We start from the raw sequence: 13289 nt of genomic DNA, 5'->3' as shown, positions 1-13289 counted from the left end.
CAAAAACCCCGTACTGCTTACCGCAGTACGGGGTTTTGCGTTGGGAGGAGCCGCCCCCAAGGCGGCGAAAATCCCTTAGGCGCCGGTTATTCCAGCCCCAGCGTGATGGCGTTGACCGCTTCGGTCAGGTCCACCACCAGCGACCGGGAGATGAAGCCCAGCGTGGTGCCGTCCAACTGCGCCAAGCAGTTGTCGCCGTCATACTGGTAAAGGGTGACGGTCAGGGTGGGGTAGGTGTCGTTGTCGAGGTGCACCGTGAAGGAGATCTCCTGCTTTTTGGCGGGGCTCTCGGTGTTGAACTCGTTGATCTTCAGGGCGTCGATGGCGTCGGCGGTGTCCTCAAATTCCACCTCATCGTCGCCAATCTTGTAGGTGTCGCCGCTCTTTTCCACCGTGTAGGTGGTATCGTCGATGGTAAAGTCGATGCTCTGCACGTCATCCCAGTTCAGCGCCAGAATCTCGTCGGGGCGCAGCGTGTCGTACCCTACGTCGGCGATCTCCTCGTCGTAGGTGTCGCTGTCCACTTTATAGATGATGGGGGAATCGTCCATCCGCATATAGCGGTTGTCCCCTTCCTGCCCGAAGGCCAGCGCGAAGGTGTTCTGCTCGTCATCGGCGGTATAGGTCACCGTAAAGGTCACGGTGGGCGCGTCCAGACCGTAGTTTGCCAGCACCGAATCGTCGGCGGTGTAGGTCACATAGTCGGTGCGGTCCAGATCCCCCAGCGTGGTGAGCAGCCCTTCCACCTTATCGGTGGAAAGCGCCTGATAGCTGCCGTTGTCGTTGAGGTAATACTCGTAGGCATCGGTGTAGGTCAGGTCCTCGTCGGGGTGATGCTCCACCGTGAAGGCGCTCTCGCCGGTGGCCACGATGGTGTCGAGGGTGTCGTACTCCGGCACCGTATCCTGCCGCATCAGCTCATCCCGGTCGGTGGCCACATACTCGGCCAGATCGTCGTCGATAAGGTAGACCGTGCCATCCCCCAGCGTCAGATAGCGCTTTTCGTCCATGGTGGAGTAGTCGCCCAACTGGATGACGGTGTCCCCGTCGTCGCTGGACAGCGTGATGGTGCAGCTGGGACTATCCAGCCCATACTGGCCGAAGTCCTCCACATCCTCGATGATGAAGCTGGCATGGACGCTCTCGAAATGGGCAAGGAAGTCGCTCATCTTCTCCTGATCGATGGGGAACGCCTCATCCGACGCGTCGTGCCAAGTGTCGTCGGTCTTGGTAAAGCTGAGGGAGCTGCCGTCCTTGGTCCAAGAAACGGCGGTCAGGGCGCTTTCGCTGGTGGCGAAGATCTCTTCATCCACGGTGGAGATGGTGTCGATGTGTTTCTGCACGCCGGAAACGATGGCGATGATGGCGCAGAGCGCTACCAGCACCCCGATCAGGACGGCCAGTTTTTTCTGTCGATTCATACCTTTTTCCTCCTGCGCAATACTTCATCCACGCCCAGCAGCAGGAAGCCTACGGGGATGATGCCGATCATGCAGATCTTGAGCCATGCGGCCGACGAGGAGCTGATGGTCAGATAGTTGTAATTCAAGGACTTGCTGCGGATGGACACCGCGTCGGTGTCACCGATCATCCAAGTCAGCCCGTTCATCAGGAAGTCTAAGTTGGCCCCCGACGAATAGGAGTTGTACATATCGTCCAGCAGGTAGTCGCTGGCCACCCAGAGCAGCCGTCCGCCGGCGGCGGAATCTTCCACCGAGACCGCCAGCGTGAAGGGACCGTCCACGTCGCCCTCTTCCTTGTCATAGGTGGTCATGGCGTAGCCTGCCGCCTTGGAGAAGGAGTCCGTGGAGGTTTGCAGCAGCGAGGTAACGGTGGCGCCGTTGGTGGTTTCGCCCACCGTCAGGCCCTGCGCGATGGGCACGATCACATGGTAGTCGCCGTCCTTCAGGGGGTCGGTGATGTCAGAGGACTGGATCTCTGGCATCAGCACATAGGGGGCGGTGAAGGCGTAGTAATCCCGGTTGGTGTCCACCACCACGCCGTCGGTGAAGGTGACGCCGTAGTTGGTCAGCAAGGTTTGCAGGTTGGGCAGGTCGGCATCCTCCTGCGGGCCGGAGAGCACCACCACCTTGCCGCCGTTTGTGATGTAGTCCTGCAGCATGGTCAGCTCTTCGTCCGAGATGTCGCTGGTGGGTGCGTTGATGAGCAGCACGTCGCAGTCCTCAGGGATGGCGTCCACGTTGAGCAGCGAGAAATCCGACACCGTCTCGTAGTTGCTGCGCTGCAGCTCGTCAGAGAGGGTCTGGGACGGCTCGGCTTCGCCGTGGCCGCTGAGCAGGTAGATCTGGGGCAGGTCGGTGCTGACTACATAGTCGATGGCCGAGGTAATCTGCCCCTCGCCGTCAAAGGACTGGGACACCGAACCGGTGGTGTAGTAGCTGCCGGTGTCCACCTGATAGATGTTGTCGTAGCCGATGTAGCGGCTCTTGTCGCCGGATTCCACCACCAGCGAGTTGTTGGTCACCGTTTCCTCGGTGTACTGCTGGGCAAAGGTGGGGTAGACGTCGGGGTCCTTTTTGACCACCGTAATGTGGTCGGACAGTTCGGCGTAACGGTCCAGCAGTTTCTGGATGACGGTGTCCTCTTTACCGGCCTGACTGATCCAGTAGATGGTCACATCCTGCTGCAGGTTGGTGACCACCACCTTGGTGTCGGAGGTCAGCGAGTAGAGCTGGGCGGCGGAAATATCAAACTGGGTCCAGCTAGTGGGCAGCTTGGAGGCCAGCACGTTGACGGCGATGAGAATGGCCAACACCACCAAGCTCAGCACAAAGCTGTAACCGCCCACCTTGGCAGTGCGGGTGTTCAGGGCCTGCCGGTTGCGGGCCATGGCACCCTGCCATTTGTTTTGTAAGCTGTTTTTCATCCGTTATACCTCTTTTTCTCCCAAGATTGCACGCAGAGGAACAGAAAGAAGACCGCTACGCTGATGTAGTAGATGATGGCGGTCACATCGAACACCCCGTTGACGAAGGTGTAGAACCGCTCAAACAGCGATAGCTGGTTCATCAGGTCGGGGATCAGCGTTTCCAGCGAGGTGGGGCTGACCAGCCAGGTGATGACCACCGCCGCCACACAGAGCGCCAGAATGATGAGGCCTGCCACATCGGAACGGGTCAGGCGGCGGACCAGCATGGCCATCAGCGCCGAAAGCACCAGCAGCGCGGCCACGTTGAAGGCCGTGGAGGAGATATAATCCGCCAGCGAGGCGCTGTAATAGCAGAAGAGCATGACCACCACGCAGAGGCCTGCCGCCATGCCCTGAGATTCGGTCAAGGAGGAGATGAACATGCCGATGGCGGTGAGGGCCAGCCCCAGACAGATGAAGGCGAAGAGCGCCCCGTAGGAGGTGGGCAGGTAGACATCACCGTAGAAGGAGAAGATGAAGGGATAGACGCAGGCCACCAGCATGGGGGTCACAAAGACCACCGCCATGGCAAAGTATTTGCCCAGCACGATGTCCACCCCGGTGATGGGCAGCAGCGAGAGAAGCTGGTCGGTTTTCTGCTTTTTCTCCTCGGCCATGACCCGCATGGTCAGGATGGGCACCAGCGCCACAAACCCGATGCAGAAGGTCCCCAAGGCATACTCAAAGTTGGCCACGGCGCTGTTGATGTTGTACATCATGGCGCCGATGCCGATAAAGTCCAACAAAAACGCCCCGAACACATAGGCCAGCATGCTGTGGTAGTATAGGCCGATCTCGTGTTTAAACACCGCTTTCATGGTCCGGCGCCTCCTTTCCGGACGGTTCGTCCTCGGTCAATTCGATAAAGATATTCTCCAGATCCGCCTTGATGGGGGTCATCTGCACCAAGGCGCACCCCGCCTGCGCAAAGGCGAAGAAGAGGGTGCGGCAGGCAACGGCGGGGTCCCCTGCCAGCGTTACCGTGGCTTTGCAGAGGGCCTCCGGCGCCGACGGGACAAGCTGCGCCGCGTCAGGCAGCGATTCGGGGGCCGAGAGTACCTCGGCATCCTCGGCGTCCGGTGCGGCGGCTTCGGGCTCGTCGGGGGCTTCGGCTTCCTCCGGGATGGCGGGGGCTTCGGGGGCCTGCGCCGGTTGGGCCGGCTGGGGGTACTCCACCCCGTCCACCGTGTAGCTGTCCACCACCGGCTGTCCGTCCAGAATGGCCCGCAGGCCGGCTTCGTCGGTTTCCGCCGTCAGCAGCAGCCGGTTGTTGGCCGCCAGCGTCCGCTCCAGATTCTGGGGCGTGTCAAAGGCCACCAGCTTGCCGTGGGCGATGATGAGCACACTTTCGCAGATGGCCTGTACCTCGCTGAGGATGTGGGAACTGAGGATGACGGTGTGTTTTTCCCCCAGCTCCCGGATCAGATCTCGAATCTCGATGATCTGCAAGGGGTCAAGGCCCACCGTGGGTTCGTCGAGGATGATGTACCGGGGATTGCCCAGCAGAGCCTGCGCGATCCCCACCCGCTGGCGGTAGCCTTTGGACAGGTTGCGGATCAACCGGTCCCCCATCTCGGTCAGACGGGTTTCCTCCATGACCCGGGCAACCTCGGCGGCAATGGACCGCTTGGGCAGGCCTTTGGCCTCGGCCACAAAACGCAGGTATTCCTCCGGTGTTTCGTCGGTGTAGAGCGGCGGGATCTCGGGCAGGTAGCCGATGAGCTGCTTGGCTTGGCGCGCCTGCTCAAAGATATCGTACCCGTCGATCTTCACTTCGCCGCTGGTGGCGGCCAGACACCCGGTCATGATGTTCATTGTGGTGGACTTGCCCGCGCCGTTTGGCCCGAGAAAGCCGTAGATATGGCCGTCCTCGATGGTGAAGGAGATGTCCTCCACCGCCGTGACGTCACCATACCGCTTGGTCAGGTGTTCAACTGTGATCATTGCAGATACCTCCCTGTTTCATGGGGAATACTCTACCACCCCATGCTGAAACGAAGCTGAAAAAGCCCGGCCCATTTGTGAAAATTCCGAAAAAAGGAGCGGCAAAGCCGCTCCTTTTTCTTCCCGTTTCCCTCGGGGATGGCCGGATTCGTCAGCATTCCCCGCCGTTTTACAGCGTTTTAAGGGCCACATAAAAGGTGTTGACGCCGTTTTCGCTGGTGGCCCAGATACGGCCGCCGTGCTGGGTGACGATGCCCTGGGCAATGGCCAGCCCCAGCCCGCAGCTGCCGTCCCGCCGGTGGGCGGGGTCCGCCCGGTAAAACCGCTTAAAGATGTTGTGCAGGTCCTGCGGGGCAATGGGGGCGCCGCAGTTGGTCACCGCCAGTACCGCCCGCCGCTGCCCGCTGCGGCAGAGCGCCAAGTGGATGGTGCCGCCGGGGTCGGCATATTTTTGGGCATTGTCCAGCAAAATGCCGGTCAACTGCTGCAGTTGGGCGGCATCCCCCCGCACCATCAGCCCCGGTTCGATGTTGGTGTCCAGCCCCAGCCCTTTTTCGTAATAGAGGGGTTCAAAGGGCAGCGTGGCCTCGGTGACGGCATCGCTCCAATCGATGCGGGTGTGGGCGGTCTGGGGCAGGCCTTGGTCCACCCGCGCCAGTTCCAGCAGCCGCTCGACCAAGTCCCGCATCTGCCGGGACACCGTGAGCATATTCTGGGACAGTTGGGCCTTTTCGGCCGGGGTGCCGTCCGGCGCACAAAGCAGTTCCGCGTCGGTCAAGATCACGGTCAGCGGGGTTTTCAGCTCATGGCTGGCATCGGCCACAAACTGCTTTTGCTGGATCCATGCCCGCTCGACGGGGCGCACCGCCCACCGGGCCAACAGGGTGCTGAGCACCAAAAACACCCCGAACGCCGCCCCGCAGATGAGCAGGCAACTGCGCAGCAGCCCGTTGAGGGTCTGCTTCTCGTTGGAAAGGTCGGCAAACACGATGTAGCTGTGGCGCGGGGTCTCTACCCGCAAAAATTGCAGGTTGTAGTGGGGCAGCACGCCGCTGAGTTCGCTGCTTTGCCGGGCCTCGTCGGCGGCCTGCTGCAAAAAGGCAGTGTCCGACAGGTCATAGTAGCCCCCGGCTACGGTCTGCACCGTGCCGTCCTCGGCCACTTCCAGCACAAAGTAGGGCAGCCGCATCCCGTCGATTTCCTCGTTGGGGGATTGCAGCGGCAGCGGGTTCATGGCAATGCGGTGCATGGCGTCCAGACTTTCCCGCTCCAAACTGGCCCGGGTCAGCCCCAGCACCGCCACCAGCACCCCCAGCAAGATCACCGTGACGATGCTCATGGTAATGCAGACAAATTTGATGCGCAGCCGCCGGATCATGGCGCTGCCGCCTCCAGATGGTAGCCCATCCGCCGCACCGCCGCGATTTGCACCCGGGGCCCTAAACTTTTCAGCTTTTTGCGCAAAAATCCTACATACACCTCCACATTGTTTTCCACCGCGTCGGAGTCAAAGCCCCACACGTGGGTCAGGATGACCTCCTTGGGGATGTTGCCGCCCCCCGCCTGCATCAGCAGCCGCATGACGTCAAACTCCTTGGCCGAAAGGCGCACGCTTTTGTCCCCGCAGCAGAGCTTGCCCCCCGCCAGATCCAGCGAGGCATCCCCGAAACGCAGCAAGTCCACCTGCCCGCCCTGCCGCCGCAGCAGCGCCCGGATGCAGGCCAGCAGCTCCACAATATCAAAGGGCTTGGTCAGGTAGTAGTCCGCCCCGGCGTTCAGCCCCTCGATGCGGTCCGGCAGGTCGGATTTGGCCGTCAGCATCAGGATGGGCACCGCGCTGTGCCGCTGCCGCACATGGCGCGCCAGCTCGTAGCCGTTCAGCCCCGGCATCATCACATCCAGAATCAACAGATCGTAGATGCCGGTGTCGGCGTAGTCGGCCCCGGTGTTGCCGTCATAGGCAACCTCCACCTCAAACCCTTTGCGCTGCAACAAGGTTTGCAGCGATTGGGCCAACAGGGTCTCGTCTTCCACGATCAATACCCGCACCTTACACACCTCCGGGAATTTTGTCTTGTATACAATAGTGTACGCCGCAAAACTGAAAAGAAGCTGAAAATCCTGTGTTGATTTTGTGGAAACCCTCTTGACAGCCTATGTGTATTACGGGTATAATACAGCAAAATCCAAGGAAAGGCAGGGGATTGGATGGTCAGTTTCAGCGGGCTGCAGTTTCATGACCGCGCGCCCGTCTACCAACAGATTGCAGAGCACCTAAAGCGGCAGATTTTGCTGGGGACCGTACAGGATGGCGACGCCATACCCAGCCGGCGGGAGTTGGCAGCCCAAACCGGCATCAACCCCAACACCGCCCAGAAAGCCTACCGCTTGATGACCGAGGAAGGCTACATCTACACCGACGGCAACAACGGCAGCGTGGTGCGGCTGACGCCCGGGCTGCGGGACGCCATTGAGGAAGAGCTGACCCGGGGCTTGGTGGAACGCTTTGTGGAAGAAGCCAAGCAAAACCAGCTCAGCTACAAAAAGGTCATCGCCTTGGTCAGCGAACTGTGGGGCGACGAGTGAATTTTTTTTCGCGGCAGGTGTACCAATACAGTAATACACCAACTGCAAAACAAAGGAGTGTGCGTATGAAAGCGATGTTATCTTTGGCCGGATGGAACTGGCGGCTGGCCCGCCGGTCCTACGGGATCCTCTGCGCGGTGTTTGCCGTGGAGCAACTGGCAGTGCTGCTCTTTGAGGCCAGCCGCCCCGACCAACTGGGCATGGGACTGGCCACCTATTACCAAAGCGGGCTGCAGTTTCAGGTCTTTGGCGTGGTCTTTTTGCTGGCCGGCTTTTTGGCCGGGCCCGCCGTGTCGGACCATAAGCGGGCCAAATGCAGCTATACTTGGCTGACGCTGCCTATTTCTCCTGCCCTGCGCTTGGCTGCCCAGGTGCTGACCGCCGCCGTGTTGCAGTTGGGGGTGGTAGCCTTGCAGTTCGTGCTGTACATTCTCTACTTTTTCCCGGTGCAGGCCATGGAAAGCGCCCGGGCGCTGGAGCGGTTCGGCATGTCCATGCCCGCCCAGAATCTCTACGAGCAGCTCCTCCTCAACGGGGATCTCTACTGGCTGCTGCCCCGCCGTCCCCTGCAGCTGGTGCTGCTGGTGGTCACCTGGCTGGCCTCTGCCCTGCTGCTGATCTGTGTGCGGCTCCACCGGGGCTGGCGCCGGGGCGTGGCGGTGGTCATTGGGGTGATCTGTGCCGTCTGCTGCGGGGTGCTCTTCCACGACGAACAGTACCTTGCCCTCTACGGCATCAACGAGGCTCTGGTAGAGGATTTCGTCCGGGTGGTGCCTGTGCTGGTGGTGCTGGTGCTGGTCAGCCTTGTGTGGGCGCTGCGGGCCATCCGCCGCGCCGAACCGGCCTGAAAGGAGGGGGGTGTATGACCAAAGGATTTCGCCGCGGATTTGCCCTTTTGGCGATTCTGGCGCTGGCCGTCTGGCTGGCTGCCACGGTCTGGTTCCACCGGGGCTGGCGGGCCATGGACTGCCAACTCATCGACCAGAGCGGGGACGCCGCCGCCCTGCGGGGGTTCACCCTCAATGGGCGGATCAACTGGGACGGCCTGTATGACAGCCTGCATTTTTCCCTCCATGACGGGTATCTGGACACCGAACTGGTCTTTGACGACCAGCGCGCCCCCTTTGTGCAGCGGGCTTCGGTGTATACCAATTACAACTGTGTGGTGCCGCAGCAGGCCCGGGCCGAGGTCGAGCGCAACGCCACCGTGCGGCAGCGCAACAGCGACGGCACCCCCTTTGTGGTAGAGAGCCGCACCAACACCCTGCTGCGCACCGTAACGCTGAGCCTTTCCCTGCCGGACGGCACGGAGCGTTTTGTACGAATGGCGGTGGATACCATAGAACTGGATGCCCCCGCAACGGTATCGGCCATGCTGATCGAGGACGGCTACTCCCCCACCAACGCCATGTCCGACTTTGAGCAGGAAACCTACGAGGAAGACACCTTTGCGGACTGGCCTGACTCGATGGTAGCGCCCCTGCCCTTTGCGCTGGACGGCGGGGTGGGTCTGTGCTGGCAGGAGGACTTTTTGGGCATGGCTCCGGGACTGTACCGGATGAACGGCCTGACCCGGGACGAGCTGGACGCCCTGCCCCACGACGGAACGATAAGCGGCCAGTCGGTGATCTGCGGCAGCACGCCTTTCGGCTCGCTGGAAGCCTTCTACTGCCCCGCGGATGCCAGCAAAGCGCTGCTGGGGGCGGCCATGGCGGACGGGTCTTCCCTGCTGGTCTATCTGGACAGTGAGGATACCCTCTGGGCCGACCTGGTGAACGAGGCAGGGACCCGCACCGACCACCGGGAACTGGGCACCATAGCCGCGGCAGGCAGCCTGAGCGCTGCGCTGAACAACCGCACCAATGACCGGGATGCGGTGCTGACCCTGTACGACTACCGGGATGAATCAGACCCGCAGGCGACCCTTTATTTGGCCGCTTTGCGGGCCGAGGACGGACACTTTACGCTGAGCACCCTGCTGCCCGAAAGCCGCTTTGGCGGTGGGGACGACGCGGGGATGCTGAACGCCGCAGTGCTGAACGCCGAGGGCAACGCCCTGCTGATCGGTCGCCGGCACTACGCTTCGCTGCCCGCCACCAACGACGGCTCCCAGCCGGAGGACGGCGTGCGGCTGGAAGTCTATCCGCTGGACGGGGCGGGCCCCTCCTACCGGGGGCTGTTGACCACCGGGGCCGACCGGGACTGGTTTGCCAGCTACGGCCTCAACAGCATCAATCTGCACCGCAGCGCCCGCTACTTGACCTTTGACCCGTTGCCCAAGGATGGAGGGATCGGACTATGAGCAAAGCCTTACGCATCCCTGGCCCGGGCCGCACCCGCCGCCCGGGGCTGGCGCTGGCGGTACTGACGGTGGCCTCGGTGGCGGTGCTGGCCGCCGCCGGCATCTGGCTGCACACCGGCTGGACCGGCATCGGCCTTACGCTGCGGTCCCAGCTTTGCAACGGCACCCCGCTGGAAGGGTTTACCCTGTCGGGGTCGCTGGGCTGGACGGTCACCCAGAACCGCATCCACTTTACCTTGCAGGACGGGGTGCTCCACACCGAGCTGCGGCTGGACGACCCCGACGCCGTCCACGACACCTCAGGCGTGGTGCCCACCCGCAGCTATGCCCTGCCCCCCGAGACCCGCGACCAAGCCGACGCCAACGCGGTGGTGAACCGTCCTGGCATCGAGGGCAACCGGCAGGCCAACACCACGGTGAACACCGTGCGCCGGATGTACACCATCTGGCTGCCCGACGGCACCGAACTGCGGCTGGACGCCGGTGACGTTTCCCTGTCCGAGGACGTTACCCTCACCGCCACGGAGGAAAACCCCCGGGACGATTTTTCCTACAATGACTATACGCTGCAAGTCCTGTCCGGGGACGCCGACACCAGTTGGCCCGACCTTCCGGTCAACACCCAGAGCTTTGTTCTGGGGGCCGAAAAGGGACTCTGCTGGACCCAGAATCTGGCGGGCCGGGCGCCGGGACTGGACAAGGGGCAGGGGCTGACCCGGTATCAGATCAGGCAACTGCCCACCGACGGCATGGTACAGGGCTATCCGGTGGTCTGCAACTCCACCGAGTACGGCAGCCTGACCCCCTTCTACTGCCCGGCCGATGCTAAGCAGGCACTGGCGGGGGCGTCGATGGCGGACGGGTCCACCCTGCTGCTCTATCTGAACGGGGAGAACGTCCTCTGTGCCGACCTTGTCAACGCGGCGGGGACCCGCACCGACCACCGGGAACTGACCACGCTGGAGGAGGCAGCCCACATCCATGCCAAGCTGCTGCCCCGCACCACCGACCGGGACGCCGTCCTGTGGGTGGAGGGCTACGACCAGCAGATCGACGAGTACCTGTACAGCAGCACCCAGCCGGTGATCGCTTTGCTGCGCGCCGAGAACGGCAAGTTCACGGTGGCCGGCACCATGGAGGACAAGGATCATCTGAACCCCGACACCGTCCTGCTGAACGAAGCCGGGGACAAGGTGCTGTTTGCCTACGAAAACACCGTCTTTCAGGACGGCGTGCCCACCGTAGCGGGGGAAAACGGCCGGGGCATGGACCTGCGGGTCTATGATCTGGAAGGCGGACGGCTGCAATACTGGGGCACGATGACCACCGGCGCCGAGCGGGACTGGTACGCCGACTATCTTTGGAACGGAAAACTGCTGCGGCGGGAGCTCCACTTTGACAGCCTGCAAAAGGACGGAGGGAACTGGAAATGATCGAAGTAACCAACCTGCAAAAGACCTACCGGCAACACGGGGCCACCGTGGGGCTGCTGGGGGTGGATTTCACGGTGCCCGACGGGCAGATCGTGGGCATTTTGGGCGAGAACGGCGCCGGCAAGACCACCCTGCTGCGGGCGATGGCCGGGCTGCTGCCCGCCAAGGGCCGCGCCCTGTTTGACGGCAAGCCCGCCGCGGCCCAGTACCAGCGGCTGAGCTATATCACCGCCGAGGGCAGCTACTACCCTGCCCTGACCACCGCCGAGTACGGCGCCCTGCTGGCCGACCTGAGCCCCGCCTTTGACGAGGTGCGGTACCGGGAATTTTTGGACTTTTTCAGCCTTTCGGGCCGGGACGTGATCGGGCGGCTTTCCACCGGGCAGAAAGCCCGGCTAGAGCTGGCTGCGGGCTTTGCCAAGCGGGCCGCCTACTACCTGATGGACGAACCCTTTTTGGGCAAGGACCCCTTCACCCGCAAGGACTTTATCAAGCTGATGAGCGGCACCCTCCACGGGGAGGAGACCATCCTGCTGTCCACCCACTATCTGGACGATGTAGAGCACTTTTTGGACCGGGCGCTGATCTTGCACAAGGGGCGCATCGTGGACGATGTGCTGACCGACGACCTGCACGAAAACGGGGAAACGCTGTTGACCCGCATGGCCTCCGCCTGCGGCTGGGACCCCCAGCACTACCTGCAATTTGGGCAGGAAAAAGACGACTGACCCCTATACGAGCAAAGCGGGCCGCCCCAAAAGGGGCGGCCCGTTGGTTTTGTATGCCGCTTTTAAGAGGATTTCCGCGAGCCTGCCAGACAGACCACGCCGAACACAAGGCTGAGCACCGACCAGACGTACAAATCGCCGTAGCTGCCGGCCCCCAGCAGGCCGACCACGCCGCCTACCAGATAAAACCCGGCGCTGACCAGCCCGCCTTTGCCCCCGTTGCGGGTGCAGATGGCCACGATGCCCGCCACCAGCAGGCAGATCGCCACCAACAGACCGGCGGTGCCGCCCATCTCGCCGTTGTTGCTCATCGTGTTGCCCAGCCCCGCCACGCAGGACTGCATGCCCACCAGCACAAACAGCACGATGCTGAGAATCCCAATGACCAATTTTGCCGTTTTCATTCCTTGTTCCTCCTTATGATGCCGTCAGGCCCCCGGCTGCAAGGTGATGGGGTCCGTCTGGTCGATGGTCGAAAAACTGTCGGGGTCCACCAGCTTGAGGGAAAACTCCACCGTGTCCACCGTTTCGATGCCGTTGTCCTCCAGCTCGCTGTTCAGCAGGGTCAGCGGTTCCACTGCCCGGGCGCCGGGCACCACATCGGCATAGAAGAAGTTGCTGACCATGTACCCATTGACCGAAAGATCCTCGCTTTCCACCACCACGGCCCGGTCCGAGGTATTTTCCACATAGAAGCAGAGGTTCTGGCCAAACAGGTCCTCGGTCATCTGCTGGGCTACCACCCGCCCCCCGTTGGCGTTGTAGATCTCCTCGCCGCTGTCATCATAGGTCTGGGTGTAGCTGCCCGCCGCCGAGGTTTGCAGGGTGACGCCCTCGGTGGTGGTCAGAATCTGATAGGTACCGCCGTCAATGATCTTGAGCTGCAGGCCGATCTCCGCCACCGTGTCCACCCCGCACCGCGCCAGCGCCGTGCTGGGGAAATAAAAACTCTCGTTGGCGGTCTTGCCCGCTGCCACATCGGCAGAGAAGAGGTCGCTCATCATATACCCGTTGACAGTACACCACGCGGGCTGCACCACCAGATTTTGGGCGGTGCCGTTCTCGATGCGCAGCGTCAGCTCCGGGCCCATCAGCCCATCGGTGTCCAGACCGGTGGCGGTGATCCGCACGCCGTCTGCATCGTAGATCACCGTTTCGTCCAGCGTCACCTCCGCCGCCTGCGGTTCCGGCGTTTCCGCCGCCGCGGTGGATTCCGCCGCCGACTCCGCCGCCGGAGAAGCCGCTTCCGCGGTGTCGGACACGGTACTTTCGGGGGCCGAACAGCCCGCCAGCCCCACCAGACAGAGGGCGGCCAGCCCCGCCGCAATTTGTTGTTTCATCCTGCTATCCCCTTTCGTCGTATACCC

13 protein-coding genes are annotated in these 13289 nt (G+C 62.3%); 5 read left to right on the top strand and 8 right to left on the bottom strand.

The window, feature by feature from the left end:
- Positions 1–86: 86 nt before the first annotated feature.
- The 6 genes from Q0526_RS06405 to Q0526_RS06380 all read right to left on the bottom strand — a co-directional run bounded on the left by Q0526_RS06405 (position 87) and on the right by Q0526_RS06380 (position 6922).
- The gene (locus Q0526_RS06405; RefSeq protein ID WP_298731729.1) at positions 87–1421 is read right to left on the bottom strand and encodes a DUF4340 domain-containing protein; all 1335 of its coding nucleotides are present in this window, start codon (positions 1419–1421) and stop codon (positions 87–89) included.
- Positions 1418–2887 (bottom strand): GldG family protein, encoded by a 1470-nt coding sequence (locus Q0526_RS06400; RefSeq protein ID WP_298731726.1) that lies wholly within the window; start codon positions 2885–2887, stop codon positions 1418–1420. Before Q0526_RS06400 ends, Q0526_RS06405 begins: the two co-directional genes overlap by 4 nt.
- The gene (locus tag Q0526_RS06395; RefSeq protein WP_298731724.1) at positions 2884–3747 is read right to left on the bottom strand and encodes an ABC transporter permease; all 864 of its coding nucleotides are present in this window, start codon (positions 3745–3747) and stop codon (positions 2884–2886) included. The genes Q0526_RS06400 and Q0526_RS06395 overlap by 4 nt, the downstream gene beginning before the upstream one ends.
- A complete protein-coding gene (locus Q0526_RS06390) occupies positions 3731–4873 on the bottom strand; it encodes an ABC transporter ATP-binding protein (RefSeq protein ID WP_298731722.1) in 1143 nt (380 codons plus the stop codon). The genes Q0526_RS06395 and Q0526_RS06390 overlap by 17 nt, the downstream gene beginning before the upstream one ends.
- 169 nt (positions 4874–5042) lie before the next feature.
- Entirely contained in the window at positions 5043–6251 is a 1209-nt protein-coding gene (locus Q0526_RS06385; RefSeq protein ID WP_298731720.1) for a HAMP domain-containing sensor histidine kinase, read from the bottom strand.
- The gene (locus tag Q0526_RS06380) at positions 6248–6922 is read right to left on the bottom strand and encodes a response regulator transcription factor (protein WP_298731718.1); all 675 of its coding nucleotides are present in this window, start codon (positions 6920–6922) and stop codon (positions 6248–6250) included. The genes Q0526_RS06385 and Q0526_RS06380 overlap by 4 nt, the downstream gene beginning before the upstream one ends.
- 159 nt (positions 6923–7081) lie before the next feature.
- On the opposite strand from Q0526_RS06380, the gene Q0526_RS06375 reads away from it, so the two are divergent.
- From Q0526_RS06375 to Q0526_RS06355, 5 genes are all read left to right on the top strand, one after another.
- Positions 7082–7459 carry a GntR family transcriptional regulator gene (locus Q0526_RS06375; protein WP_298731716.1) on the top strand — a complete coding sequence of 126 codons (378 nt, stop codon included), beginning with the start codon at positions 7082–7084 and terminating at the stop codon, positions 7457–7459.
- 65 nt (positions 7460–7524) lie between these two features.
- The gene (locus Q0526_RS06370; protein WP_298731714.1) at positions 7525–8307 is read left to right on the top strand and encodes a hypothetical protein; all 783 of its coding nucleotides are present in this window, start codon (positions 7525–7527) and stop codon (positions 8305–8307) included.
- A 14-nt stretch (positions 8308–8321) separates the two neighbouring features.
- Positions 8322–9761 carry a hypothetical protein gene (locus Q0526_RS06365; RefSeq protein ID WP_298731712.1) on the top strand — a complete coding sequence of 480 codons (1440 nt, stop codon included), beginning with the start codon at positions 8322–8324 and terminating at the stop codon, positions 9759–9761.
- Positions 9758–11194 carry a hypothetical protein gene (locus Q0526_RS06360; RefSeq protein ID WP_298731710.1) on the top strand — a complete coding sequence of 479 codons (1437 nt, stop codon included), beginning with the start codon at positions 9758–9760 and terminating at the stop codon, positions 11192–11194. Before Q0526_RS06365 ends, Q0526_RS06360 begins: the two co-directional genes overlap by 4 nt.
- Positions 11191–11922 carry an ABC transporter ATP-binding protein gene (locus Q0526_RS06355; RefSeq protein ID WP_298731708.1) on the top strand — a complete coding sequence of 244 codons (732 nt, stop codon included), beginning with the start codon at positions 11191–11193 and terminating at the stop codon, positions 11920–11922. Before Q0526_RS06360 ends, Q0526_RS06355 begins: the two co-directional genes overlap by 4 nt.
- Positions 11923–11984: 62 nt before the next feature.
- Here Q0526_RS06355 and Q0526_RS06350 read toward each other — a convergent pair whose 3' ends face one another.
- Together Q0526_RS06350 and Q0526_RS06345 are read right to left on the bottom strand one after the other, a co-directional pair.
- Complete coding sequence (locus tag Q0526_RS06350) at positions 11985–12326, bottom strand: hypothetical protein (RefSeq protein WP_298731706.1); 342 nt, start codon at positions 12324–12326, stop codon at positions 11985–11987.
- Between the two features lie 24 nt (positions 12327–12350).
- Positions 12351–13262, bottom strand: a complete 912-nt coding sequence (locus Q0526_RS06345) for a hypothetical protein (RefSeq protein WP_298731704.1) — start codon at positions 13260–13262, stop codon at positions 12351–12353.
- Between the last annotated feature and the right edge of the window lie 27 nt (positions 13263–13289).

The organism is uncultured Subdoligranulum sp. (genome assembly GCF_937890665.1).
Note: the sequence above shows the minus strand (reverse complement) of the source record. Positions and strands in the feature narration are given on the sequence as shown.